The 25,210-nt window shown below is 70.6% G+C and carries 24 protein-coding genes; 13 read left to right on the top strand and 11 right to left on the bottom strand.

All coding sequences use genetic code 11. The annotated features are described in order from the left end of the window. Positions 1 to 16 precede the first annotated feature (16 nt). A complete protein-coding gene (pstB, locus tag ACFYYH_RS25920; RefSeq protein ID WP_388555530.1) occupies positions 17 to 793 on the top strand; it encodes a phosphate ABC transporter ATP-binding protein PstB in 777 nt (258 codons plus the stop codon). A gap of 91 nt (positions 794 to 884) precedes the next feature. Here pstB and ACFYYH_RS25915 read toward each other — a convergent pair whose 3' ends face one another. After that, positions 885 to 1,883, bottom strand: a complete 999-nt coding sequence (locus ACFYYH_RS25915) for an anion permease (RefSeq protein WP_388555527.1) — start codon at positions 1,881 to 1,883, stop codon at positions 885 to 887. Between the two features lie 5 nt (positions 1,884 to 1,888). Further along, complete coding sequence (locus ACFYYH_RS25910) at positions 1,889 to 2,509, bottom strand: DUF47 domain-containing protein (RefSeq protein ID WP_388555525.1); 621 nt, start codon at positions 2,507 to 2,509, stop codon at positions 1,889 to 1,891. A gap of 322 nt (positions 2,510 to 2,831) precedes the next feature. On the opposite strand from ACFYYH_RS25910, the gene ACFYYH_RS25905 reads away from it, so the two are divergent. Further along, entirely contained in the window at positions 2,832 to 3,185 is a 354-nt protein-coding gene (locus ACFYYH_RS25905) for a metal-sensitive transcriptional regulator (RefSeq protein ID WP_388555522.1), read from the top strand. 225 nt (positions 3,186 to 3,410) lie between these two features. Here the strand turns inward: ACFYYH_RS25905 and ACFYYH_RS25900 are convergent, their stop codons facing one another. Together ACFYYH_RS25900 and ACFYYH_RS25895 are read right to left on the bottom strand one after the other, a co-directional pair. After that, complete coding sequence (locus ACFYYH_RS25900; protein WP_388555519.1) at positions 3,411 to 3,671, bottom strand: hypothetical protein; 261 nt, start codon at positions 3,669 to 3,671, stop codon at positions 3,411 to 3,413. 277 nt (positions 3,672 to 3,948) lie between these two features. Next, a complete protein-coding gene (locus ACFYYH_RS25895; protein ID WP_388555516.1) occupies positions 3,949 to 4,776 on the bottom strand; it encodes a hypothetical protein in 828 nt (275 codons plus the stop codon). 397 nt (positions 4,777 to 5,173) lie between these two features. On the opposite strand from ACFYYH_RS25895, the gene ACFYYH_RS25890 reads away from it, so the two are divergent. The 3 genes from ACFYYH_RS25890 (at position 5,174) to ACFYYH_RS25880 (ending at position 8,672) form a co-directional block, all read left to right on the top strand. Beyond that, a complete protein-coding gene (locus tag ACFYYH_RS25890) occupies positions 5,174 to 6,793 on the top strand; it encodes an FAD-binding oxidoreductase (protein ID WP_388555514.1) in 1,620 nt (539 codons plus the stop codon). Between the two features lie 128 nt (positions 6,794 to 6,921). Continuing rightward, positions 6,922 to 7,929 (top strand): hypothetical protein, encoded by a 1,008-nt coding sequence (locus tag ACFYYH_RS25885; protein ID WP_388555511.1) that lies wholly within the window; start codon positions 6,922 to 6,924, stop codon positions 7,927 to 7,929. Between the two features lie 125 nt (positions 7,930 to 8,054). Next, on the top strand, positions 8,055 to 8,672 hold the full coding sequence (locus ACFYYH_RS25880; protein WP_388555508.1) for a sortase domain-bontaining protein: 618 nt from the start codon (positions 8,055 to 8,057) through the stop codon (positions 8,670 to 8,672). Between the two features lie 122 nt (positions 8,673 to 8,794). Here the strand turns inward: ACFYYH_RS25880 and ACFYYH_RS25875 are convergent, their stop codons facing one another. The 5 genes from ACFYYH_RS25875 to ACFYYH_RS25855 all read right to left on the bottom strand — a co-directional run bounded on the left by ACFYYH_RS25875 (position 8,795) and on the right by ACFYYH_RS25855 (position 13,932). After that, positions 8,795 to 9,523 carry a phosphatase PAP2 family protein gene (locus tag ACFYYH_RS25875; protein ID WP_388555505.1) on the bottom strand — a complete coding sequence of 243 codons (729 nt, stop codon included), beginning with the start codon at positions 9,521 to 9,523 and terminating at the stop codon, positions 8,795 to 8,797. Positions 9,524 to 9,978: 455 nt separating this feature from the next. Beyond that, positions 9,979 to 10,953 (bottom strand): NlpC/P60 family protein, encoded by a 975-nt coding sequence (locus tag ACFYYH_RS25870; protein WP_388555834.1) that lies wholly within the window; start codon positions 10,951 to 10,953, stop codon positions 9,979 to 9,981. A 107-nt stretch (positions 10,954 to 11,060) separates the two neighbouring features. Next, the gene (locus tag ACFYYH_RS25865; RefSeq protein ID WP_388555503.1) at positions 11,061 to 11,675 is read right to left on the bottom strand and encodes a hypothetical protein; all 615 of its coding nucleotides are present in this window, start codon (positions 11,673 to 11,675) and stop codon (positions 11,061 to 11,063) included. Further along, entirely contained in the window at positions 11,672 to 13,531 is a 1,860-nt protein-coding gene (locus tag ACFYYH_RS25860; RefSeq protein WP_388555500.1) for an alpha/beta hydrolase, read from the bottom strand. Before ACFYYH_RS25860 ends, ACFYYH_RS25865 begins: the two co-directional genes overlap by 4 nt. A gap of 20 nt (positions 13,532 to 13,551) precedes the next feature. Further along, positions 13,552 to 13,932 (bottom strand): hypothetical protein, encoded by a 381-nt coding sequence (locus tag ACFYYH_RS25855; RefSeq protein WP_388555497.1) that lies wholly within the window; start codon positions 13,930 to 13,932, stop codon positions 13,552 to 13,554. A gap of 664 nt (positions 13,933 to 14,596) precedes the next feature. Here ACFYYH_RS25855 and ACFYYH_RS25850 point away from each other — a divergent pair. The 6 genes from ACFYYH_RS25850 to ACFYYH_RS25825 all read left to right on the top strand — a co-directional run bounded on the left by ACFYYH_RS25850 (position 14,597) and on the right by ACFYYH_RS25825 (position 22,482). Next, the gene (locus tag ACFYYH_RS25850) at positions 14,597 to 14,905 is read left to right on the top strand and encodes a hypothetical protein (RefSeq protein ID WP_030353484.1); all 309 of its coding nucleotides are present in this window, start codon (positions 14,597 to 14,599) and stop codon (positions 14,903 to 14,905) included. A gap of 306 nt (positions 14,906 to 15,211) precedes the next feature. After that, positions 15,212 to 16,069 carry a hypothetical protein gene (locus tag ACFYYH_RS25845; protein ID WP_388555494.1) on the top strand — a complete coding sequence of 286 codons (858 nt, stop codon included), beginning with the start codon at positions 15,212 to 15,214 and terminating at the stop codon, positions 16,067 to 16,069. Then, the gene (locus tag ACFYYH_RS25840) at positions 16,059 to 17,411 is read left to right on the top strand and encodes a hypothetical protein (protein ID WP_388555491.1); all 1,353 of its coding nucleotides are present in this window, start codon (positions 16,059 to 16,061) and stop codon (positions 17,409 to 17,411) included. The genes ACFYYH_RS25845 and ACFYYH_RS25840 overlap by 11 nt, the downstream gene beginning before the upstream one ends. Continuing rightward, a complete protein-coding gene (locus tag ACFYYH_RS25835) occupies positions 17,408 to 18,961 on the top strand; it encodes an SCO6880 family protein (RefSeq protein ID WP_388555489.1) in 1,554 nt (517 codons plus the stop codon). The genes ACFYYH_RS25840 and ACFYYH_RS25835 overlap by 4 nt, the downstream gene beginning before the upstream one ends. 61 nt (positions 18,962 to 19,022) lie before the next feature. Further along, positions 19,023 to 20,474 carry an ATP-binding protein gene (locus ACFYYH_RS25830; RefSeq protein ID WP_388555487.1) on the top strand — a complete coding sequence of 484 codons (1,452 nt, stop codon included), beginning with the start codon at positions 19,023 to 19,025 and terminating at the stop codon, positions 20,472 to 20,474. A 1-nt stretch (position 20,475) separates the two neighbouring features. Beyond that, positions 20,476 to 22,482 (top strand): type VI secretion protein, encoded by a 2,007-nt coding sequence (locus tag ACFYYH_RS25825; RefSeq protein ID WP_388555484.1) that lies wholly within the window; start codon positions 20,476 to 20,478, stop codon positions 22,480 to 22,482. A gap of 173 nt (positions 22,483 to 22,655) precedes the next feature. Here the strand turns inward: ACFYYH_RS25825 and ACFYYH_RS25820 are convergent, their stop codons facing one another. Then, the gene (locus ACFYYH_RS25820) at positions 22,656 to 23,402 is read right to left on the bottom strand and encodes a TetR/AcrR family transcriptional regulator (protein ID WP_388555482.1); all 747 of its coding nucleotides are present in this window, start codon (positions 23,400 to 23,402) and stop codon (positions 22,656 to 22,658) included. Positions 23,403 to 23,482: 80 nt separating this feature from the next. Between ACFYYH_RS25820 and ACFYYH_RS25815 the strand changes: the two genes are divergently transcribed. After that, positions 23,483 to 24,124: an NADPH-dependent FMN reductase gene (locus ACFYYH_RS25815; RefSeq protein ID WP_388555479.1), complete on the top strand. Its 642-nt coding sequence runs from the start codon at positions 23,483 to 23,485 to the stop codon at positions 24,122 to 24,124. A gap of 40 nt (positions 24,125 to 24,164) precedes the next feature. Then, positions 24,165 to 24,476: a hypothetical protein gene (locus ACFYYH_RS25810; RefSeq protein WP_388555478.1), complete on the top strand. Its 312-nt coding sequence runs from the start codon at positions 24,165 to 24,167 to the stop codon at positions 24,474 to 24,476. A 25-nt stretch (positions 24,477 to 24,501) separates the two neighbouring features. Here ACFYYH_RS25810 and ACFYYH_RS25805 read toward each other — a convergent pair whose 3' ends face one another. Then, complete coding sequence (locus ACFYYH_RS25805; protein WP_388555476.1) at positions 24,502 to 25,068, bottom strand: GNAT family N-acetyltransferase; 567 nt, start codon at positions 25,066 to 25,068, stop codon at positions 24,502 to 24,504. Positions 25,069 to 25,210 lie beyond the last annotated feature (142 nt).

Raw genomic sequence — 25,210 nt, 5'->3', positions numbered from 1 at the left:
AGAAGCAGTGATTGACATGGCCAAGCGAATCGACGTCAGCGGACTCTCCGCCTACTACGGCTCCCACCGGGCGATCGACGACATCTCGATGACCGTGGAGCCCCGCTCCGTGACGGCCTTCATCGGACCGTCCGGCTGCGGCAAGTCCACCTTCCTGCGCACGCTGAACCGGATGCACGAGGTCACGCCCGGCGGCCGCGTCGAGGGCAAGGTGCTCCTGGACGACGAGAACCTGTACGGCGCGCATGTCGACCCGGTCGCGGTGCGCCGTACGGTCGGCATGGTCTTCCAGCGCCCGAACCCCTTCCCGACGATGTCGATCTTCGACAATGTCGCGGCGGGACTGCGGCTGAACGGCCAGGTGCGCAAGAGCGAACTGGCCGACGTCGTGGAGCGCTCCCTCAAGGGCGCCAACCTCTGGAACGAGGTCAAGGACCGGCTGAACAAGCCCGGCTCCGGCCTCTCCGGCGGCCAGCAGCAGCGGCTGTGCATCGCCCGCGCGATCGCGGTCGAGCCGGATGTGCTGCTGATGGACGAGCCGTGCTCGGCGCTCGACCCGATATCGACCCTCGCCATCGAGGACCTGATCGGTGAGCTGAAGGAGCGCTTCACGATCGTCATCGTGACGCACAACATGCAGCAGGCGGCGCGCGTCTCGGACCGTACGGCGTTCTTCAACCTGGCCGCCGTCGGGCAGCCCGGCAAGCTCATCGAGATCGACGAGACCGAGCGCATCTTCTCCAACCCGTCCGTGCAGGCCACCGAGGACTACATCTCGGGCCGCTTCGGATAGGGCGCCAGAACCGTCCTGCGGTGCTGCATGGCGGTGCCACCGCACGACGAAGGGCCCGCCCCCTCTCCCAGGGGGGCGGGCCCATTTCGCGTCAGCCGAAGGCGAGGTTGACGGTCCAGAAGCTCAGCGCGGCCACCAGCGCCGCGGCCGGCATGGTGATGAACCAGCCGAGAATGATGTTCTTGGCGACTCCCCAGCGGACCGCGTTCACCCGCTTCGTCGCCCCGACCCCCATGATCGCCGAGGTGATCACATGCGTGGTCGAGATCGGCGCGTGGAACAGGAACGCCGAGCCGAACATGATCGACGCGCCGGTCGTCTCCGCCGCGAACCCCTGCGGCGGGTCCAGCTCGATGATCTTCCGGCCCAGCGTGCGCATGATGCGCCAGCCGCCCGCGTACGTACCCAGGGACAGCATCACCGCGCAGGCGATCTTCACCCAGACCGGGATCGCGTCGCCCGAGCCCTCCACATCGGCGATGACCAGGGCCATCACCACGATGCCCATCGTCTTCTGCGCGTCCTGGAGACCATGCCCGAGCGCCATTCCGGCCGCGGACACGGTCTGGGCTATCCGGAAGCCGCGCTTGGCCTTGTGCGGGTTCGAGTTGCGGAAGATCCACAGGATCCCGACCATCACCAGATAGCCGACGACCAGACCCACGACCGGGGACACGAACATCGGGATGACGATCTTCTCGACCACCCCGGACCAGATCACATCCGTACCGCCGGCCAGCGCCGCGCCCACCATGCCGCCGAAGAGCGCGTGGGAGGACGAGGAGGGCAGCCCGTAGTACCAGGTGACCAGGTTCCAGACGATCGCACCGACCAGCGCGGCGAAGAGGATGCCCATCCCCCGCGCGCCATGCGGCGTCGCGATCAGGCCCTCGCTGACGGTCTTGGCGACCCCCTGGCCCAGGAACGCGCCCGCGAGGTTCATCACCGCGGCCATCGCGAGGGCGGCACGCGGGGTCAGTGCCCGGGTGGACACCGAGGTCGCGATGGCGTTCGCGGAGTCGTGGAAACCGTTGGTGTAGGTGAAGCCGAGCGCGACACCGATGGTCACGATCAGTGCGAAGGTGTCCACGTGGTTCAGGACTCCTTGACCGCGATGGTCTCCACCGTGTTCGCGACGTGCTCGAACGCGTCGGCGGCCTCTTCCAGCACATCGACGATCTGCTTGAGCTTGAGTACCTCCATCGCGTCGTACTTGCCGTTGAAGAGATGGGCCAGCAGCTTGCGGTGGATCTGGTCGGCCTGGTTCTCCAGCCGGTTGACCTCGATCCAGTACTCGGTGAGGTTGTTCATCGTCCGCAGATGCGGCATCGCCTCGGCGGTCAGCTCCGCCGCCCTGGCCAGCACCTCGATCTGCTGCTCGACGCCCTTGGGCAGTTCCTCGATGTTGTAGAGGACGACCAGGTCGACGGCCTCCTCCATGAAGTCCATGATGTCGTCGAGGGAGGACGCGAGATTGTAGATGTCCTCGCGGTCGAAGGGCGTGATGAAGGAGGAGTTGAGCTGATGGAAGATCGCGTGGGTGGCGTCGTCGCCCGCGTGCTCCGCCGCCCGCATCCGCTCCGCGATCTCGGCCCTGGCGGAGGAATCCGCCCCGAGGAGTTCCATCAGGAGTTTCGAGCCCGTGACGATGTTGTCCGCGGACGCGGCGAACATGTCATAGAAGCTCGTCTCCCTGGGGGTCAGACGAAATCGCACCTGGGGTCCTCGGGTTACATGGAATTCGGTCACGGTGATGGTAGGCGCATCATCCGGCCACTGCTAAGCGGCAAGTCCCAAGTGTCGCCCATCAGACAAGGTGATAAGCACAGGGCCCTGCCCCAAGGCCCACAGACGGGTACCATATACCCACGAGGGGTATACCTGCCTTTTCGGACAGACCGCGGCGGATCGCAGGCAGTGCGCCGCCGAGCGACGACAAGCACCACCGAGCACCACCGAGCACCGCCGAGTACCGACAAGCACCGCCCAACCGCGGACAGAGCGCTGGAACACAGCGAACACACAGCAGGAGGACGCGATGACGACCACCGAGGCGGCCGGCGCGGCGACGAGCGACGCGCCTTCCGCCATCACCGACCACGACCGCGGTGTGCACGGGTACCACAAGCAGAAGGACGAGCACCTCAAGCGGCTGCGCAGGATCGAAGGGCAGATCCGGGGCCTGCAGCGGCTGGTCGACGAGGACGTCTACTGCATCGACATACTGACCCAGGTCTCCGCCTCGACGAAGGCGCTCCAGTCCTTCGCGCTCCAGCTCCTGGAGGAGCATCTGCGCCACTGCGTGGCCGACGCGGCGGTCAAGGGCGGGGACGAGATCGACGCGAAGGTGGAGGAAGCGACCAAGGCGATCGCCCGGCTGCTCCGCACCTGAGGCCGCGCCCGGCGCCGTTTCCGGCGCCGCATCCGGTGCCGTGTCCGACGTCACCCGCACACCCCGGCACCCGCGCACCCGCGCACCCGACGTCAACATGTGTCCGACGTCACCTTTTTGCCCGACATCGCCCTTTGTGTCCGATGTCACAGGGGCGGCCCCCTGGGGCGCGAGAAGAAGAACGGACCGGGCGGGGCGCGGCGGGGCCGCGCCCCGCCGCCGGCCTCACTCCCAGGGGGGATCCCCGAGCAGCGCCCGTTCCTCGGCGGAGTCCCCGAGCAGCGCTCCCTCGGACTCCCCGAGCAGCGCTCCCTCGGACTCCCCGAGCAGCGCCCGCTCGGCCGTCACGTTCAGCACCTCGTCGATACGGTCCGGGCTGAGCCGGTCCTCGTCCGCGGCGGACGCCGCGATCATCAACTCACCGCACAACTCGATCTCGGCGAGGGCCACGTGGTCCTGGACGGTCGCCGTACGTAACAGAGCCACGTGCTATCACCTCTTCCTGCCGGTGTCGACTTCCTAGCGTAGGGAGCGTGATACACACCGCGCATGGCACGTCCGGACCATTTCCGCCTTGGTCCTCCGTGGTTACGGCTTGATCCGATCTTGCCGATCCGCGGTCCGGCCGCCTCGGGGGCGGTTGGGCCGGCAGCGCGCGTTCCCGGGAGCGCGCGTTCCACAGGGGCCGGTACCCGGCAGGCGCCCGGTGCCCCGCGGGAGTCCGGCACCCGACGCGAGCCCGGCGCCCGGCGGGAGACCGCGCTCAGGCCTTGATCTCCCCCGCGAAGATGTCGTCGGACGGCGGCAGCGTGACGGAGACCGCGGCCCCGAATGCGTACAGCAGTGTGGTCGACGCGACATCGACCGTATGCCCCTGATTGACATAGCTGAACTGGTGCCTGACCTTGCGCAGTCGCCCCGCCTCGTCCAGATACGCGTCGAACGGCACCGCGTCCTCGCCGAACCCCTTGGCCGCGGCGGCCAGCGCCCCGCGCGCGTACGGCGCCGCCGACCGCGCGGCGCCGCCGATATAGGTGGTGCCCCGGTAGTGCCACACCCGGGTGCCGGCCAGATCCTGTTCCCCGACAAAAGCCACATCCCGGGCGGCGCGCAGCAGTTCGGCCGCCGTCAGCGGATCGGTCGCCCCGCCCGTGACCAGGTTGCCGTCCTCCAGGGTGGCCGAATCCACCCTGACCCACTTGTCGGCGGGCACCCCGGCCCCGCGGTTCTTCATGTACAGCGCGGCGGGCGAGAGCAGTTCGGTGATGGGCCGGTGCGCGTCCGCGCCCGCGGGGTCCTCCGGCAGCACGACCCTGAGCCGCCCCATCCGCCGGACGAAGTCGTATCCGCCCTCGCCCCGGATGGTGACCCGGGTGCCGCCCGCCGCCATCTCCATGGACGTACGGGCCTTCGAACTCCCCGCCGCGAGCAGTACGTCGGCCGCCCTCAGCACCGCTCCGGGATCGCGGCTCGGCCGGTCGTCGGCCCTGGCCCCGCCGCCTGCCGAGCAGCCGGCGGTCGTGGCGGCGATCCCGGCCACGGCCACGACGGCGAACGCCACGCTCCAGCGTCTGTGCTGCCGCACCACCATCGCCTGCCAACCCCCAACGCCTGGCCGTCGCTTGTCCGAAGCTCACCCGCTCCGGATAACGACGCCCCGCGTCCCCCGTCACGCCGGGCCCTGTCACGAGGCGGGAACACCTCGGTACGGTGGAGTCCGTGTGCGAGCAAGACACTTCCGGTCCCCCCACCGCCACTTCACCCCCCGCCTCTTTATTTCACCCCATATCACCTCACATCACCTCGACCGTGGAACGCGGTTCGTTCTGCCTGGCCCGCTGCTCGTGCGGCTGGACGGGCCCCGCCCGCCGATCCCGCGACCGCGCCCGTACGGACGCGGCGTCCCACCCGCCACAGAGCTGAAGCGGAACCATCTATTCCGGAACCGTCGGCCACTGAGGCACACTCCCTCCTCAGGAGGTCGTCATATGGAACGGCGCACTGTGCTCACCGCCGCGGCGGTCGCCCTCACGGCGGCCGTCGCGTCCGCGTGCACCGGCGGCGACAGGGGCGGAGCCGGCGGTACGGGCGGCGACAAGGGCGGACCGCCCGCCGGGACCGGGCCCGCGACCGGGGGAACGGGAAGGCCGCCGGGCGGAGCGCCCGACTGGGGCGCCCTGGGCCGGGGGCTCGACGGAGATCTCGTACGGCCCGGCGACCAGGCGTATCCGACGGCCAGACAGCTCTACAACACCCGGTTCGACTCCCTGAAGCCCGCGGCCGTCGCGTACGCCGCGGGCGAGGACGACATCAAGGAGTGCCTCGCCTTCGCCAGGGCCCACGGCACCCCCGTCTCGATCCGCGGCGGCGGCCACTCGTACGCGGGCTGGTCCAGCGGAAACGGCCGGCTCGTCATCGACATATCCAAGCTCGACTCCCTCGACCACGCGGTCACGGACGGGACCGTCGGCGCGGGCGCCCGGCTCGGGGACGTCTACCGCACCCTCGCCGGGCGGGGCCTCACCATCCCCGCGGGCTCCTGCCCCACCGTCGGCGTCTCCGGTCTCACCCTCGGCGGCGGACACGGTGTGGCCGCCCGCGCGTACGGTCTCACCTGCGACAGCCTCCTCTCCGCCACCCTCATCACCGCCGACGGCCGGCGGCTGACCGCCGACGCCGAGCGGAACAAGGACCTCTTCTGGGCGCTGCGCGGCGCCGGCAACGGCAACTTCGGCGTCGTCACCGAACTGCGCTTCCGTACGCATCCCGCGCCCACGAGCGTCTCGGCGTTCCTGAGCTGGCCCTGGTCGAAGGCCGCGACCCTGCTCGCCGCCTGGCAGCGATGGGGTCCCGACCAGCCCGACGAGATCTGGTCCTCGCTCCATCTCTCCGCGGGTCCCGGCGGCGCCGCCCCGACCGTCTCGCTGTCGGCCTTCTCGCTCGGCGACGAGGCCGGTCTCAGGAACGCGCTCGACCGGCTCGCCGACGGCGCCGGCGGTCCGGGCCCGGCACGCTCCTTCTCGCTGCGGCAACGCGGCTATGAGGACGCGATGCTGGTGTACGGGGGCTGTTCGGGACTGGACGAGGAGGAGTGCCGTCTGCCCGGTACGACCCCCGGCCGCAGCGCGCGGGGCGCGCTCCAGCGCGAGACCTACGCCGCGGCCTCGGACTTCTACGACCGGTCCCTCTCCCCCGCCGGGCTGCGCGCCCTCGTCGCGGCGGCCGAGGCGTTCACCCGGCTCCCGCCCGACGGGGGCGGGGACGGCGGCGGGGGCAGCGGCGGCTCCCTCGCGCTCACGGCGCTCGGCGGGGCGGTCAACCGCGTCGATCCGCTCGCCACGTCCTTCGTCCACCGGCGCTCACGGATCCTGGCGCAGTACATCGCCGCCTGGCAGCCGGGGACCTCCGGGGCGGCCCAGCGCGCCTGGCTGAGGAACACCCACGGATCACTGCGCCGGTACGCGTCGGGCGCGGCGTACCAGAACTACAGCGACCCGACCCTGACCGACTGGCGTTCGGCCTACTACGGCCCCGCCGGGGACCGGCTGACGCGGCTGAAGAAGCAGTACGACCCCGACCGGCTGTTCGATTTTCCGCAGGCGCTCTGACCGCCCGGTGCCGACCGTCCGACGTCGCCCGTACGGCCCACCGAGGTGGCCGTACGGGCCGCCGGGCGATGGTCTGTAGATAGCAAGAGGGGGCACACCCGGCATACCCGACTCCCAAGGGCGTACCCATGGACCGATACGGACCCCGGATAGCCACGCTCACCACGGCCACCGTTCTCCTCGTCGCACTCGGCGGCCCCGCCGCCACCGCGGTGGACCGGCCGAAGGAGCCGAGCGAACTCACGCTCATCAACACCGGCGTGGGCCAGGTGCTGGCCGACGAGAACGGCAATCCGCTGTATCTGAGGCTGGCCGACAAACCGGACAGACCGTCGTGCACCGGAAAGTGCGCCACCAATTGGCCGGCGGCGGTCGGCTTCCCGACCAAGGCGGCGGGCGTCTTCGGCGAGACCGCGCAGACCCCCCTGAACGCGGCCAACAGCGATCAGCCGCATGTCATCTACAACACACACCCGCTGTACTACTTCAAGAACGACCGGCCGAACGAGCCGAAGGGGCAGAACGTGGACGGCTTCAGCCTGGTCTCGGCCGACGGCAGAGCGGTGACGAACCGGAGCGGTACGGCGACCTCGCCCCTGCCGGAGCCGTCGGCCGCGCGCACGGCCTCGTCCACGTCGAAGGCGAAGCCCCCGAAGGCGTCGGCCGCGAAACCGCCGAAGGCGCCGAAGCCGCCCGCGACCTCCTCGGACGGACGGGTGCCGGGACCCCGGGCGACCCCCCGGTCGCCGTCACGGAGCACCCCGCGGGCCCCCGTGGCGACCGCCACCCGGGCGCCCGCGACCCGGCCGATCCCCCCGGTGGCCCCGGTGGCGCCTGTGGCGCCTGTGGCGCCTGGGCAGCCGACCGGCGGTACGGGCGCCGGCACCGGAACGGGCACGGGAACGGGAACGGGCACCGGGAGCACCACCGCCACCGGCCCCTCCGTCGGGGCGCTCCAGATCACCCCGTCCGGCGCGGCCCGGGGCGGCGCGGATCACCTGACCGCCGTCGACTCGGCACGCCGGACCGGCGCGGCCGAACTCACCCTCGCCATCGGCGCCACCGTAACGGCCGCCCTCGGCATGATCCTCGTGGTGCGCCGTCACCAGCGCCGCGCCACGGGTGGCCACCACTGACCGGAACGGCGGGGCCCGCGGGCCCGGACCGTACGGCGCGCACAGCACACACCGGACCCACGGCACACAGGGCGCGCGGGCCGCGCGGAGTGCGCTCAGCACGCCGAGCGAGCAGGACGAACAGGTTGATCAGGACCCTCTTCGTCCTCGCCGCCCTGTGCGCCGTGGCCGCTGTCCTGCTGCATCTGCTCCCGCAGCGGCCCGCACCCGCGACGGACACCGCCGAACCCCGCCTGGTCAAGGTCACGGACCCGCCCTCCGCCCCCGTACGGCTGCGCATCCCGGTGCTCGGCCTGACGGCGGACGTGCTGCCGCTCGGGGTCGACGAGAACGGCGCGCTGGACGCGCCGGGATTCCGTAACGCGATGAAGGTCGGCTGGTACGCCCTGGGCCCGCGCCCCGGCGAACGCGGTCCCGCCGTGCTGGTCGGCCACCGGGACGCCCCGGCCAATCCGGGCAGCGTCCCGGTGCGGAACGGTCGCGACGACATCAAGAACGCCGTCTTCGCCAAGCTCGGCCGGCTGCTCCCCGGAGACCTGGTCGAGACGGAGCTGGGAGACGGGCGGCGGCTGCCGTTCCGGGTGACGGCGGTCGACACGTACCCGACGAAGAAGTTCCCCACGGACCTGGTCTACGGCCCGGTCCCGAACTCGCAGCTACGGCTGATCACCTGCGGCGGCGTCATCGACGCCCACGGCCACTGGGATTCGAACGTGGTGGTCAGCGCGGTGGCCTCACGCTAGGGTCTTTCGTTTGGATCTGGCTGGGCGCCGGGATGGCCGCCGGGACCGCCGGGTGACGGCGCACTCGGCGGCCTCCGCGTCCCCCGGCCGTGGTGGCCGGCAGGGGCACGCGGCCGGCGGTGTCAGGCCGCGAGGTTGTTGTCGTCGGGGCGCGGCTCGGGGATGCCGAGCGGCCGCGTCCCGCCGACGGCGCCGCAGCCCGCCGCGCGGTCGGCCTCGCGCGCGGCCCGTGACCGTACCGCCCAGCCGACCCGTGCCGAGCGGGAGACCGCGGAGACGACCGGGGTCAGCAGGGCGAGCGCGAGGGGGGTGAGCAGCAGGGCGACGGCCGTACCGAGCGCGAGACCGCCGATCACGTCCGTCGGGTAGTGGACACCCATGTACACCCGGCAGAAACCTTCGACGAGGGCCAGCCCGATCGCGACCAGGCCGAATCTGCGGTGGGCGACGAAGACCCCCACCCCGATGGCCATCGCCATGGTGGCGTGGTCGCTCACGAACGAGTAGTCCGTCTTCCCCGCCACCAGGACCTCCAGGCCCTTGTGGTCCAGGAACGGTCTCGGCCGCTCCACGAAGCCCCGGATGGGGATATTGATCAGCACCGCCACCGCTGCGGCCAGCGGCGCCCAGAGGAGCCCGGCGACGGCGGTGACGGAGTCCTCGGCCGTTCCGCTTCTGCGCACGCTCCACCAGCACCAGAGCACGATGAGCACCAGTGCGGCCATGATCCCGTACTCGCCGACGTACTCCATGACCCGGTCGAACCACGTCGGTGCGCTCTTGGCGAGCCCGTTGATGTCATAGAGCAGGCTGACATCGGGGTTCGACCCATCCAGTGCGAGTCCAGCCATCTGCTGCGGCCCCTTGCCTTGTCGCCCGGCGCGCCGCATCTCCGTGCGCGCTGCCTCTACCAAACCCCGTGGTCAGTACGGAACATGCCGCGTGATCAATACCCGCGGCTGTCGTCCAGGGAACGGCCTTCTCGGCGTCTGCGTTCCGCTCTCCACCGAACGATCACCATGACGTTATCGAAGAGTGACTCGTCGCCCCAGTTCAGAGGGGCACATGGGCGGATAGTTCCGGCCACTCGGGGGGTCGGCGCGGGGCACCGGCCGGGTCTGCGGGGGGGCCGATCGGGTCGGCCGACGGGGCCCTCGGGGGGCGGGCCCGGCCGGGAGCAGGCCAGCGCGCCGGCCGGCCGCCTGGAGCCGGGCGGGGTAGCCGGAGCGCCGGGGACAGGTCGTCGGGAGAGGCATCGGGGGGGGCGGGTCGCCGGGGACGGAGCAGCCCTCCGGGCCGATCGGTGTCAGACGGCCGGCCGACTCTCCGGGAGATCCGTCGGCAGCGATTTCGCACCGTCCTCGGTGACCCGGGTGGCCCCGAAGTAGTCCGGGGTGTCGATCTTGTCGAACCGGATCACGGCCCCGGTGTACGGCGCGTTGATCATGTACCCGCCGCCCACGTACAGCCCCACGTGCCGGATCGCCCGTGAATTCGTCAGATCGTCTGAGAAGAAGACGAGGTCACCCGGGAGCAGCTCGTCACGCGAGGGATGCTCACCCGCGTTGTACTGATCATTGGCGACGCGCGGCAGCTCGATCCCCACGGTCCGGTACGCGGCCTGGGTCAGCCCGGAACAGTCGAACCGCCCGTCCTGCTCCGCCGTACCGTTCCCGCCCCAGAGGTAGGGCGTACCGAGCTTCTGCTGAGCGAAGTAGATGGCCGCGGCGGCCTGCCGCGACGGCTCGACCCGCCCGACGGGCCGGGCGAAGCTCTTCTCCAGCGTCCGGATGACCTTGACGTAGTTCTGGGTCTCCCGGTACGGCGGAACGCCCCCGTACTTGATGACGGCATAGGCGCCCGCGTTGTACGCCGCGAGCATGTTGCTGGTCGGGTCGCCAGGCACGTCCTTGACGTATCCGGCCAATTCACAGTCGTACGAGGCGGCGGAGGGAATCGCGTCGGCCGGGTCCCAGATGTCCCGGTCCCCGTCGCCGTCCCCGTCGATCCCGTGCGCCTGCCAGGTCCCGGGGATGAACTGCCCGATGCCCCGGGCGTCGGCGGGACTCTGGGCGGTGGGGTTCCACCCGCTCTCCTGGTACAACTGCGCGGCGAGCAGCGCCGGGTTGATGGCGGGGCAGTAGTTGCCCCACTTCTGCACGAGCGGCTGATACGCGGCGGGCACGGCCCCCTTGGCCAGCCCCACGGCCCTCCCCGACCCGCCGACCAGCCCGGCGGCGGCGGAGTAGGTCCCCACGACGAGCAGAGCCACAAAGCTCATCCCCGCCCCACCGACAGCGCCCACGACCAGCCATGCCTTACGCACCGTCAAACACCCTCCGCGTCAGGGCCACAGTCGCCGCCCAGTCTAGGCGCGGAGCCCCCGGATCAGGAGATCCCGACGGAGGACGTCGGAAGAGCCCCCATGGATGACCAGAACTCGTCGTACACGTCGGGCCGCGAGGGGTACTCGCCCGCGCGCTGCGGGGTGTTCGGCTGAGTCGCCGGGTCGGGCACGGCGGATTCGGTGAAGCACGGGGTGGTGATGGAGAAGAAGAACTGGCCTTCGCCTCCTACTGCCACCCTCATACGGAAGTCCTCCGGTGTAGATGCGTAAATAGCGGGAACTTCGCTACTCGCGCGCACACTGGTGATCCGATACCCGCGCGTAGTCCAGTCACGTTCCACAACCCCCAGCAGACTTCCACGTCGCTCCTTGGAGACGATGGTCATGACCGCGATTCGGCGCTTTACTGAACCAGCCCCCAGGGAATCATTTTTGGAGTCGGTACAGATTCTGTGGTTCGAAGGACCGTGGTTCCATCGCAATTCCGGACTGATACCCATGAGCGTTTGCTGCATGATCGCATCAGCCTTGCCAGCAGCCTGCCGCATATTCATGTCGGGCGTCTTCCCTTCCGGGTCATGAGTGTCGGCACGAGCGCCACATCCGGCCGCCACGGCAAGCACGAACAGTGCGAAGAAGATGCGCAGGCTCGTCATCGGCGCTCCTGGGTACTGATCTCGTGGCCCCGGCCGGCAACAATCAAGGCGATATTGTCGGCGGACTCTTCGTCCTCGTCCGGATTGAAATAGTTGGTGTGCGCCGTGAACCCGCCCAGGTCGCCCACAGGACGCGGCCCGTCCTCGACCCGGAATCGGCGCGCGCCGAACGCCTCGTGCGCCGGATCCGTGCCGAACCAGATCTCCCGGTCGTCCGCCTGCGCGTCCTGCGCGAGATACGCCGCCGCGCCGCCGCCCAGCCCTCCCAGCGCCGCCCCCACAGGGCCGCCCGCCGCCGCCCCCACCATCGCCCCGCTCACCGCACCCGTCGCCATGCCGCGCGCCTCGATCCTGGCCGGCATCGCCGTCACCGGATCGTTCTCCGCCGCGCCCACGAACACATGCTTCCGCCCCACCCCCAGCTCATCGGCGGAATCCGCGCCGGTCCCCGGGCTGCCCAGCAGCACAATGTCGTCGGCGCCCGGAATCCCGCCCTGCCGCTGCGCGGCCTGGCCGACCGTGAGCGAACCGTACGAGTGCCCGATGGCCGTCATATGCGGGTCCTCGTTCCGGTTCGTCGCCGAGACGCCGGACATGAATTCGTTGTACGCGACCGCCCCCACCCGCGCCTGATCCGCGAACATCACATCCGTATTCCCCGTGACATCGGCGGCGGAAAGCTGCGGCGCGTCATACCCCAGCCAGACGACCGACGCGCTCGACGCGTCGTACTCGCGTGCCCCCACCGCCGTGTCCCGCGCCCGTCTCAAGTCGTTCCTCGCGAATTCCTCGTCCAGCGCCGTCCCCAGCCCCGGTACATACACCGAGACGTTCCTCGCCCGGTCCGGATCCCCGTAGGAGACGATCGCCCGCCCATTCCCCTCCTCCCCGATCCCCAGCAGAAACATCGGCGGATGCCCGCCCGCCCGCAACTGCTCGTCGATCGCCCGCAGTCCCGCCAGTCTCGTCTGCGATCCCTCGTCCCCCACCCGCCCCTCCAGCTTTCCGATCAGCAGCGCCAGGTTGTCCCTGTTCGCCGCGTCCCGTACCTCCGCCGGGATCCCGTCCAGGTTGCCGATCTCGTCCGGATAGACCGCCAGGTACTCCTCCCGATGCTCCTGCGTCAGGCCGTCCCACCACGCCTTGCGCTCGGCGGGGGATCTGTCCGTCGGGATGGAGTCCTTGAGGTACGCGTCCGCCAGCCCCCGCACCACCGTCGCGTCGCCGTGCGCGTCCGCCCACATCGCGTCGGTGGTCCGCAGCCCGTCCCGGGCCGTCAGCTTCACGAGCGTCGCCGCGTAGCGCGCGTCGATCTGGTTCGCCTCGCTCACCGCGCTCGCGATCGTGTCGGCGATCTCCCGCGCCCTCGCCGCATGAGGATTCGGGGCCGTCAGGGCCGGCGGCGTGGACAGCAGGGGCGGCAACGAGCTGCCCTCGGCCGTCCCGCCCGGCAGCCTCTCCCGTGTGATCAGGTGCTCCCCCGCCGCCGGATAGCTCACCGAACCGTCCGCGTGGACCGTGAACTTCAGGCCGTCCGCGTCGTCCAGCGCCGCCCGCAGCCTCCGCTGAGTCCCCCTCAGCTCCTGGGCGAGACTGTTCAGGGTCGTACGGACCAGACCGCACTCCATATAGACGTACTGAAAGTTGCGGCTCAGCTCGCACAGCCGCGCGCTCGCCGCCTCCGCCGCCTCACCCTCCTGTGTGGCCTGGAGGCCCGCGAGGAGCTGCTTGTCGATACGGTCGCGCGCCGCGTCCGCGCGGTTGCTCACCCTGCCCCAGCCGTCCGCCGCGCCCTCCAGCTCGGAGCACTTCAGCTCGCGCAACTGTGTCCAGGTCAGCGCCCCTCTCAGGCGCACGCCGCCACCCCCGGGCCCGCTCACCGCGCGCCCCCGCCCGCTCGCGCCCCGGAAGAAGCCCCGGAGGAAGCGAAAGAGGCGAGCGAGGAGCTGATCGCCGCCTCGTTCTCGCCCTGGTCCCGCGCGACCCCCCGCAGATGAACCGCCAGGCCCTCGCACTCACCCATCGCGATCTCGATGCGCCGCTCCCACGACATACGCACCGTCCGCAGCACCGCCGCGGCGCCCAGGCCCGCCGTACCGGCCGCCAGTCCCTCGTGCGCGTCGGCCAACTCGCCCCGCACCAGGCCCATATGGGTACGCAATGCCTCGGCCGCCCCGGCCGCCCGTGTCCAGGGGCCGCCGCTGTGCCGCAGCCCGCCGGTGCGTGGCGCCGGTACACCGCCGGCCTTGTCGGTCATGTGGGCCATGTCAACCATGTCGACCAGCCGCCGCCCGCCGCCCGCGTACGCCCCGCCGCCCTCATCCCCACCCGGTCCCGCCGGTCCCGCCTGCCCCGCAGGTGCCATCCGCCCCGCCGGCCCCGCCTGCCCCGTGATCCCCGCCATGCCGCTCTCGCCCCTGTTCCTCACCGGGATGTCGACGGCACCCTCCCAAAAGCGGGGCACACCGCCGACCCACTCAGGAACCGGGCACACGGGCCCGTACGTATCGCGAAGGCGCCCGCGGACCCGGGCGGTCCTGCGGTTTCCGTGGACGGCCGTCCGGCGGACGGACGGCTCGGCAGCGGGCGGCAAGTTCACCCGTACGGTTGGCGCGGAACAGAGGGGTCGTCAGCTCCTCGACTCCCCGACCACGGGAGCGTCCGCGAGGGGACGTGGCCGTAAAGGTGTAACAACGACAGTCATTGCCCGGAGTCACGCTCCGTGATACACAGAGTAACCATACGCGTACGCACATGTCCGATCCACGCCAGGTGAGGGCTGCATGATCGGTCATATGTGCGGGGATCGGGTAAAGAGAGCCGCCAAGCGGCATACGGGAGCGGTTCCATCAGCGAAGATAGAGCGTGACCCATGCCATGGGGGCATGGGCGTGAACAACCCAACAGGGGCGGTGAGTTACATGTACCTGGCGGCCGAGAAGGGCGACATCACCACCATCATCGGTGGCATCGCCCCGAACTGGGGGCCTTTCGGGACTCTGGGGAACGAGGCCCGCATCATGATCGAGGTAGTGATGGCCGTGGCCATCCTTCTCTGCCTCGGCATCGCGATCTGGGGTGCGGCCAAACAGCGGATCGGAGCGACCGCGCTCAGGGACACGTTCAGCGCGGAACAGGGCAAGGGGCTGATCGTCGCCGGGCTCACCGGTGTCTTCATCATCGGCTCGCTGGGCACGCTTTTCACCATCGTGTACGGGATGGCCGTCTAGCCGCCGTCCCCCCAGTCCCCGAACCCGATTCCCAGTCCCTGAACCCGAATCCCAGTCCCCCGAACCCGAGCCCTGACCCGAGATCCCGATCCCGAGTCTCCTTCCCATCTTTCCCAGCTTTCCCATCAGTCCGTACCGGGCGTGCCCGGACCACCTTCAACACCACCTGTCCGTCGCACCCACCGGCTGAGGTTGCGTCTCCCTGATGTCGAGTCACCACACCGCGCCCGCGCGGCCACCAGCACGGCTACCGTCGTACTACGCGGACCACGCGGAACCGCGCACGGCTGAGGGGGCGTACACGGCATGAGCTTCGGCGACGAGCACGGCTACGGCGGCGACTCGGGCCGTACGGACGACAGTTTCGGCGGTACGGGCCAGACCCGTACCCGCCTGCCCGACGGCAGGGGCGGCGACATCTACGGCGGCGGCCCCCGCCGCCAGGCCCGCGGCTCCTCCCGTTCCCTCATCACCGTGGTGGGCGTGGTCGTCCTCCTGATCGCGGCCATCGCCTTCGCGAACCGCGGCGGAGACAACTCCACCGACGGCGGCAAGGGCACGGGAGGCCCGGCCGCCGACCCCACAGCGGCGTCGGGCGTGAAGCCGGTCAGGGGCAAGAACGGCACGATCCCGTCCGGCTTCGCGCAGAACGAACAGGGCGCGGCGAGCGCGGCCGCGAACTACGCGGTCGCGCTCGGCTCGAACGGCATGTTCAGCCAGGACAGCCGGCACAGCATCCTCGACACCGTCTACACGCCGGACGCGGCGAACAGACTCAAGGGTTCACTGGACGCCGCGTACACCGCGGAGTTCCTGGAGAAGCTCGGCCTGGACGCCAATGGCACCCCCCCGCAGGGCAGCACCTTCGTCTCCCGGACGATCCCGGTGGGCACCAGCGTCGAGAGTCTCGACGACGACAGCGCGAAGGTGTCCGTCTGGTACACGGGCCTGATCGGGATGTCCGGTCCCGACTCGACAGACCCGGTCAGCACGACCTGGAAGACCTGGACCTTCGATCTGCGGTGGCTGGACAGCGACTGGAAGATCGCCGCGGAATCGCAGAAGGACGGGCCCGCCCCCGTCCCCGGCGACGTGGCGGCCTCCACCGCGGACGAGATCAGCAAGGCTGTCGAGCAGTACGGAGGCTTCACGTATGCCAGGTAGCTCCCGACACCGCGCTCGTTCGGTCGTCGCCGCTCTGACGGGTGTTCAAGCCGTCCTGTTGCTGCTCGCGGGGCGCGCGGCGGCGGCACCGACACCCACGCCCACCCCGTCCTCGACGGGCGGCCAGGGCGACTGCGATCTATTGAAGGGACTCGTCAAGGAGTACTGCGAGAACGGCGACACGGGCACCGCCCGGTCCGGCCCTCCCAGCACCCCGGACGCCCTCGACCCCCTCTCCTCCCTCGCCCGCGGCTGCGCCGACGCCGCCGCGTGGATCGTCGGCAAGCTCAGCGAGGCCGTGAAGGAGACCGCCAACGTCGACTTCACCAACACCGCCTTCCTCCGCCAGTACGCCGTCATCTTCGCCGCCTCCACCGTCCTCACCCTCGTCATCTGGCTGCTCGCCGTCGCCAAGCGCGCCATCCGCGGCGTCCCGCTGACCACCGCGCTCTCCGAGGCCATCGGCTTCCTCTGGCTGACCGTCCTCGCCTCCGCCTTCACCCCGCTCATCCTCTACACGATCGTCTCCGCGACCGACGGGGTCACCGAGGTCATCGCCACCTCCACCGGCGGCCAGACCGATGCCTTCTTCGGCGGCTTCGCCGAAGCCCTCAAGAAGGGCGACGACATCGGCGGCGGCCCGATCATGCTGATCGTCGTCGCCCTCGTCTCGATCCTCGCCGCCGGCATTCTCTGGCTGGAACTGGTCATCCGGGCCGCGCTCCTCTACGTCGGCGCGCTGCTCGGCACCGTCGTCTACGCCGGGCTCGTCGACAAGAACATGTGGGGCCATGTCCGCCGCTGGGCCGGCATCATGATCGCCGTCATCCTGGTCAAACCTGTGATCATGATCGTCCTCGGTCTCGCGGGCGCGCTCTCCGCCGACGACGGCCCCGACGCGTTCTCCGCCGTCGTCTCCGGCCTCGCCATCATCCTGCTCGCGATCTTCGCCTCCGCGATGATCTACCGCTTCGTGCCCGGCTTCGGCGACGAGATCGCCTCCTCCCGCACCAACAGGAAGCAGGCCACGGACGGTTCCCAGGCCGCCGCCCTCATCAGCTCGCCCGCCGCGCTCGTCTCCCAGGGCATCAAGACCCACAGCAGCCGCACCCACCAGCAGCAGGGCGCCGGCGGCGGAGGAGGCGGCCGGCCCGCCAACCCGGTCTCCGGAGGCGTCGCCGCGCACAGCGCCCGCACCTCCGGCGGCGGCACGGGCGGCGGAAGCGTTCCGACCGCCGCGCCCCCGCCCCGTAGCGGCAGCCCCACCAGCGGCACCCCCCACAGCTCACGTGGTACAGGTACCGGCACCGGCAACAACAGCACAGGAGGTGGAGGGCGTTGACGACCCAGGCTCACCCGATCGCGCCCCGCCGTACGTATCTCATCGGCCGCGCCCGGCCGAACGCGATCGTCGGCAAGAACCGCGAGACCGGCGAGATCGCCCTGATCATCGCCGGCGCCTTCCTCGGCATGATGTGCGGGCTGCTCGTGCCCGTCCTGCCGCTACGGATCGTGACACTCGCGGGCTTCCCGCTCATCGCGCTGGCCGCCGTCTACGTGCCGTACAAACAGCGCACGTTCTACAAGTGGTACGAGATCAACCGCAGCTTCAAGCGCACCCTGCGCGGCGGCACGGTCTACCGCTCGGCGGCCATGGAGGCCGGGACCGCCCTCGACGGCCGCGAGGTCGAGATCGGCCCGCCCCCCGGCATCGGCCGCATCAACTGGCTGGCCGCGCCCTTCGGCCCGGACGAGATCGCCGTACTCCTGCACGCCGACCGCCGCACCGTCACCGCCGCCATCGAGATCGAGGGCCCCGGCGTCGGACTGCGCGACAGCGAGGACCAGGAAGCGCTCGTCGACCGCTTCGGCACGCTCCTCAAGCACGTCGCCAACGGGGACGGGTTCGTCACCCGGCTCCAGATGCTCGCCCGTACGCTGCCCGCCGACCCCGACGCGCACGCCAAGGACGTGGCCCAGCGCGGCGACTCCGCCGCCCCGGACTGGCTCCAGGACTCCTACGACCAGCTCCAGTCCATGGTCTCCACCTCCAGCGAGCAGCACCGCGCCTATCTGGTCGCCTGTATGCACTACACCCGTGAGCTGGCCGCCGAGGGCCAGGCCATGGCGCGCGCCGCCCGCCAGGCCGCCGGTACGAGGAAACTCGACCGGGACGCGGGCCTCGCCGTCGTCATGGCCCGTGAGCTGACCGACATCTGCGCCCGGCTCGCGGAGGCGGACATCCGGGTACGGCAGCCCCTCGGCCAGAGCCGGCTGGCCTCCCTCGTGCACTCCATGTACGACCCCGACCACCCCATCGACCACATCCAGGCCATGACGAAACGAAACGCCTGGCCGGCCGAGCTGGACGCGATGGAACCGACCTATCTCCAGGCCAAGACCCGCGAGTCGTCGACCCGCGCGCCCTGGTGCCACTCCACCGCCTGGGTCAAGGAGTGGCCCATGACCCCGGTCGGCGTGAACTTCCTCGCGCCCCTGCTCGTCCACACCCCCGATGTGATCCGTACGGTCTCGGTCACCATGGACCTCGAACCGACCGAGATCGCCATCGAGCGGATGCTGACCGAGAAGACGAACGACGAGGCGGAGGCGAGCCGCGCCGCCAAGATGAACCGCACCATCGACCCGCGCGACATCGCCGCGCACGGGCGGCTGGACCAGCGGGGTGAAGATCTCGCCAGCGGAGCCGCCGGAGTCAACCTCGTCGGGTACATCACAGTGTCGTCCAGGACACCCGAGGCCCTGGCCAGGGACAAGCGGACGATCAGGGCCTCGGCCGGCAAGTCGTATCTGAAGCTGGAGTGGTGCGACCGTGAGCACCACCGCGCCTTTGTGAACACCCTGCCGTTCGCGACCGGCATCCGCCGCTAGCAGCCGTTCCCTCCCCCGTCCCAGCCACGCTGACAGCCGACGAGCCGAAAGGGGCCTTGTGGTGCGAGATCCGCTCTCCGTCCTCACGGATGCCTTCACCAGCTTCCTCTTCGGGAAGGTGGAGACGACCCGGCTGCCGGTCCGTACGTCAACGGGCCAGGCCCAGGCCGTCTATCTGCCCACCGCGGCCCCCGGCCTCGGTGACTCGGGCGTGATCATCGGCCGTGAGGTCTACAGCGGCAAGGGCTATATCTACGACCCCTTCCAGCTCTACGGCCAGCAGCTCCCGGCCCCGCACTGGCTGGTGCTCGGCGAGTCCGGCAACGGCAAGTCGGCGCTGGAGAAGACCTATGTCCTGCGCCAACTGCGTTTCCGTGACCGTCAGGTCGTCGTACTGGACGCCCAGGGCGAGGACGGCGTCGGCGAGTGGAACCTCATCGCCCAGGAGCTGGGGATAACCCCCATCCGGCTGGACCCGATGGCCGCGCTCGACGGCGGCATCCGGCTCAACCCGCTCGACCCCTCGATCACCACGACCGGTCAGCTCGCCCTGCTCCGTACGATCATCGAGGTCGCGATGGGACACGGCCTCGACGAGCGCTCCGGCTTCGCGCTCAAGGTCGCGCACGCCTACGTCAACGGGACCATCGTCGAGCGCCAGCCCGTCCTGATGGACATCGTCGAGCAACTGCGCCATCCGAAGCCCGAGTCGGCCCAGGCGATGAACGTCGACCTGGACGACGTACGGGCCTGGGGCCTGGATGTGGCGCTGGTCCTGGACCGGCTGGTCGACGGTGACCTCAGGGGCATGTTCGACGGGCCGACGACGGTCGGGATCGATCTCGACGCCCCGCTGATCGTCTTCGACCTCTCGCACATCGACCGCAACTCGATCGCGATGCCGATCCTGATGGCGATCGTGGGCGTCTGGCTGGAGCACACCTGGATCCGCCCCGACCGCAGGAAGCGCATCTTCCTGGTCGAGGAGGCCTGGCACATCATCAACTCCCCGTTCGTCGCCCAGCTCTTCCAGCGGCTGCTCAAGTTCGGCCGGCGCCTCGGACTCTCCTTCGTCGCCGTGGTCCACCATCTCTCGGACGTCGTCGACGGAGCCGCGGCCCGCGAGGCCGCGGCCATCCTCAAGATGGCCTCCACACGAACGATCTACGCCCAGAAGGCCGACGAGGCGAGAGCGACGGGCCGGGTCCTCGGGCTCCCCCGCTGGGCGGTGGAGATCATCCCGACACTCACCCCCGGAATCGCGGTCTGGGACGTCAACGGCAATGTCCAGGTCGTCAAGCATCTCGTCACGGAGGCCGAACGGCCGCTGGTCTTCACCGACCGGGCCATGACGGAGAACTCCGAGGCCTCGGACGCGGCGGACGCCGCCGACGCCCTGGCGGCGGGACTGCCCGAGGACATGCGGGCCGCGGAGTGGGAGGCGGAGCAGCGGGCGATCCTCCTGGAACGGCAACGGCAGTTCAACGAGTCCTCCGAGTCGACGGTGGCGTGAGATGTCGCGCCACCACGACGGGCAGGGCCGGGGCCGGGGGCCGGGCCAGGGATACGAGGGGTACGGCGGCGGCGGAGAGACCCGCGGCGGTGTCCCCGACGGGCTCCTGCTGGGCGTGCTGGGGTTCGTACTGGGGCTGTCGCTGCTGGTCTGGACGGCCACCGGACTGGCCGGGCTCTTCACGCACGGGGCCTGGCCGGAGGGCGTGACGTACGGCCGTACGCCGCTGGCGATGCGTCAGCTCGTCGCCGCGCCCCACGACATGGCGGGCGCCTGGCCGGACACCCCGGCGTCGCAGCTCTCGGGATACGGACTGTTCTGGGGACTGCTGATAAGCCAGCTCATGGTGCTGATCGTCATCACGGTGTTCGTCCTGGGGGTGATTGCCCGGTACCGGGCCGTACGGGCACGCCGCCGCGAACTGCTGCGTGACGAACGGGAACGGCAGGCGCGAGCCCAGGAGCACGGGCAGGAGCACGGGCACGGGCACGGGCAGGACCACAGCCTCGAACACGGGCGCGCGCACGGGTACGGATACGGCCAGGGGTACGGCCAGGGGTACGGGTACGGCCACGAGCACGGTCTCGAACACCAGCGTGACCAGGCCGTGAGCGGCCACGCGACGCTCGGCAAGGAACCGGTGCCGGGTGTCGCCGCGACGACCGGACCGGGCCCCGGCTCAGGCCCCGTCCCCGGAACGGCACCCGGTGCGGGCGCTTCCCCCCGGACGGCCGCGGCCGAGTCCGCACCGGCCCCCGAAACCCAGGCCCACATCGCCCACGGACGGCCACAGGACCGGCTCCATGCCCATGCCGAGCCCCAGACCCAGGCCCTGCCCCACTCCCCGCCCCAGAGCTGGGCAGCGGGCCCTTCTCCGGCCGCCGCGGCCGCCCCGCCCTCATCCGTGCCCACCACTCCCGGGACGGGCCCCAGGGGCCCCGCAAGCCCCACGGGCCTCGCAGCAGGCCCAGCAGGTCCGGCGGGCCCAGCAGATCCGGCAGCCAGCATGGAGACGGCCGGGCTCGCCGCCCTCGTCCCCGTGCCCACCGGTGTCCCCGCTCCCCGTACCCGGCCACGCGTACGGTACGGCGACCCCCACACCCGTAGACCCGCCTCCGTCCAGGCCGTCCTGGACGCGGCAGGACCCGCGCTCGTCGTCACCTCCGACCCGACGGTGTGGGCGGAGACGAAGGACGCGCGGGCCAAGCTCGGCCCCGTCCTGCTCTACGATCCCGGCCATCTCTGCGACACCCCGGCCCGACTCCACTGGTCCCCCACCGCCGGGTGCGAGAACGCGGACACCGCGGCCGCCCGCGCGACCGCGCTGCTCGCCCCCGTACGCCCGCACGCGCTGCTCGACGCCGCCATGGCCGACACCGCCGAAACGCTCCTGCGGTGCTGGCTGCACGCCGCGGCCGTGGACGGACGGCCGTTCAAACAGGTGCACCGCTGGGCCCAGGGCGGCAGCGCGCACGAGGCGGTACGGATACTGCGCACCCACCCCAAGGCCACCTCGGGACTCGCCGGTCTCCTGGAGTCCGCGCTCACCGCCCACCCCGAACGCCGCGAAGTGGCACAACAGTTGACGGCCCGTGCGCTGGCGGCCCTCTCCTCGGTCCATATCCGGGACGCCTGCACTCCGAACCGAACCGATTCGCTCACGCTGGATTCTTTTGTGAACGAGGGGGGCACTCTCTATGTGGTGGGTGAGCCGATCGAAGATCCGCGCTCCCGCCCGGGTGCGATGCCTCTGCTCACCGCACTCACCTCAAGCGTGGTCGAGCACGGCCGCCGCATGGCCGCACGGTCATCTGACGGTCGGCTCGACCCACCAATGTCACTCGTCCTCGACGATGTCGCCGCCGTGGCTCCGCTCCCCCAGCTTCCCGAGGTGCTGGCCACCGGTCAGCAGCAGGGGCTGCCGGCCCTCGTCCTGCTGCGCTCACGGCAACAGGGACGCGACCGCTGGCCCCACGCCGACATCCAGGCCCTGGCGGACGAGGCATAACCCTCGCCTTCCCGGCCGCGTCCGGCCCATGCGCCCAAGGACCGGACGGAGTGGGCAAGAGGCCGAGGCCCCGACGGGACACCGGAGCCGCCAGCACGGCCAGGGGGCCAGGACAGCAAGGCAGCAAGGCAGCAAGGACGGGGCGGGGACGGCGGGGACGGCCAGGGTCGCCCCTACGGACGCCCGGAGCCGGGCCCGCCGGACGACGCGCCGTACAGCTTGAGGAACGCCCGGACCCCGCTCGCCACAAAGCTCTCCGCCTCGTCCGCGCTCACCCGCACGGCGCCGAAGAACGACTCCAGCGTCAGACCCCCGACGAGCAGGGTCAGATGCCGTGCCGCCACATCCGCGTCCTCGATGTCGAGCAGTCCCTGATCGGCCAGTGAACCGAGCCACCTCGCCAGTTCCACGCGTGCCGCCCGGGGCCCGACGCGCTGCCACTCCTCGATCACATCGGCCGGCATCCGCGGTGCCTCGGTGATGATCTGCCGTACGAGGGCGAAGTGTTCGGGGTGCTTGGCGTTCTGGCCGACCCATTCGCGCGCGAGAGCGAGCAGGTTCTGCTCGATGTCCGCCGTCCTCCCGAAGCGCTCGAAGTGCCGTGCGAAGAGTTCGGCCAGACCCTCCGTCACGGAGGCGGCGCTCTCCAGGAAGACCGTGCGGAAGAGCTCGTCCTTGTCGGTGAAGTGGTTGTAGATGGTGCGCGTGGAGACACCTGCGGCGGCGGCGATCGCGTCGATGCTCGCCCGTGTGTATCCCTCCTGGCCGAAGACCGCGCGTGCGCCGCCTTCGATGGCCCGGCGCTTCTCCAGCAGCCCCTTGCGCGGGGGCTTCTCCGCCGTACCGTCCGTCCGGGCCGTGGCTCGCTCCGGCATCGCACCCTCCCAGAAAACTACAACGATCATTGCAATCATTGCCATGCACGTTGTACTTTACCCATATGTCCGACGCGATACAGGCACCGCGGGCCCCCTCCCACGGAAGCCCCGAGGAGTCCGTCATGTCCACCGATCCGATCCGCCTCTCCGTCATCATCGGCAGCACCAGGGAAGGCCGTCTCGGCCCGACCGTGGGCGACTGGTTCACCGCCCGCGCCACGGCACACGGCAACACCGAGGTCGATGTCATCGATCTGGCCGACGCCGAACTGCCCTCGGTCCACCCCGACTGGGGTACGGAACCGACACCGGCCCTCGCCGCGCTGACGGCCCGTATCGGCGCCGCCGACGCGTTCGTGGTCGTGACACCGGAGTACAACCACAGCTTCCCCGCCGTCCTGAAGCACTTCATCGACCTGCACCGCGAGGAGTGGCAGGCCAAGCCGGTCGGCTTCGTCTCGTACGGGGGTGCCGGGGGCGGGCTGCGGGCCGTCGAACAGCTCAGGCTGGTCTTCGCCGAGCTGCACTGCGTGACCGTGCGCGAGACCGTCAGCTTCCACAAGGTCACCGGAGAGGTCTTCGCCGCCGACGGCCCCGCGCATGACCCGGAAGGCGCCGCCGGCGCCGCCAAGGCGATGCTCGACCAGCTCGACTGGTGGGCACACGCGCTGCGGACGGCCCGCGCGGCACGCCCGTACGGCTGCCCCAGCACCAGGAGCACGCACTGGACGCTCCGGCCGTGCCGCCCCGCGTGGGGCCGGTAGTCTCTCCCGAACAGACGCCGAGCGACCCGCGGAGCAGCCAGTGATCCGAGACCTGTACAACGTCCGGCCGCAGCCCGTGGAGGGCGGTCCCACACCGCTGACCGACGAGGAGGAGCGGCGCGCGCGGGCTGTGCTGTTCAGCGACCTCGGCAACCAGATCGCCGACCGGGGCTGGGTGCGGTTCCCCGCGTACTCGCCGGAGGAACGCCGCCGGCTGGTCGATGTCGCGCACCGCCTCAGCGCTCACTGGGGCCGGCGGGTGTTCGTGGAGGCCGAGGACCAATGCGCCATGAGGCTCTATCTCGACGGACACGGGACACAGCCCGCGCAAGCGCTGCCGCCCCACGCATAGGGCTGCCGCAGTCCCGAAACACCCCCTAGGGACGCTTGATCGCCATCTCCACTTCCTTGGCGAGCGGATCGTGCTCGAACGGTATGACGGTCCCGGTCGGTACGAACCCGAGCTTGCGGTAGGCGGCCTGCGCCCGCGGATTCGCCTCATGGACATAGAGCCGTACCCGGGACAACCGCGGCTCCTCCCGCGTCCAGGCCCAGTCCAGTGCCTCCGCGACCAGCGCTCCCAGCAGTCCGCTGCCGCGATGCTCGGGTCGCACATACACACCCACGAGATGTCCTTGCGCCTGGGCGATGGTGCTGCCGAAGAAGTCGCTGCTGCCGGCCGCCTCGATCAGTACGACCACCGAGCCGGACCAGCTTCCGTCGGGAGCCTCGGCGATGAACTGCCCCGAGCTGGTGCCGAACCGGGGCGAGACGCCGGCGGCCCGCTGCTGCCAGAACAAGTCGGGGTGGGCGAGACCCTGCTCGTACGTCTCCAGAAACGCCACCGGCGCGGCCGGGTCCTGGAGGGCGTCCAGCCGGATCTCCTTGACCTTGGCCCATTCCTCGGCCTGTACGGCTCGTATCACATGGTTCCTATGGTTCATGCACCGATACTCCGCGCACGTGCCGCCCCTCGCAAGGCGGTTTAAATGCCCTGAACGCAGAAATGCCCCGCACCATAACGGTGCGGGGCATCCCCACAATAATTGTTCGGCGGCGTCCTACTCTCCCACAGGGTCCCCCCTG

The sequence above is a fragment of the Streptomyces sp. NPDC002018 genome (assembly GCF_042890865.1).
Classification (GTDB): domain Bacteria; phylum Actinomycetota; class Actinomycetes; order Streptomycetales; family Streptomycetaceae; genus Streptomyces.
This window is presented reverse-complemented; position numbering and strand designations above follow the sequence as displayed.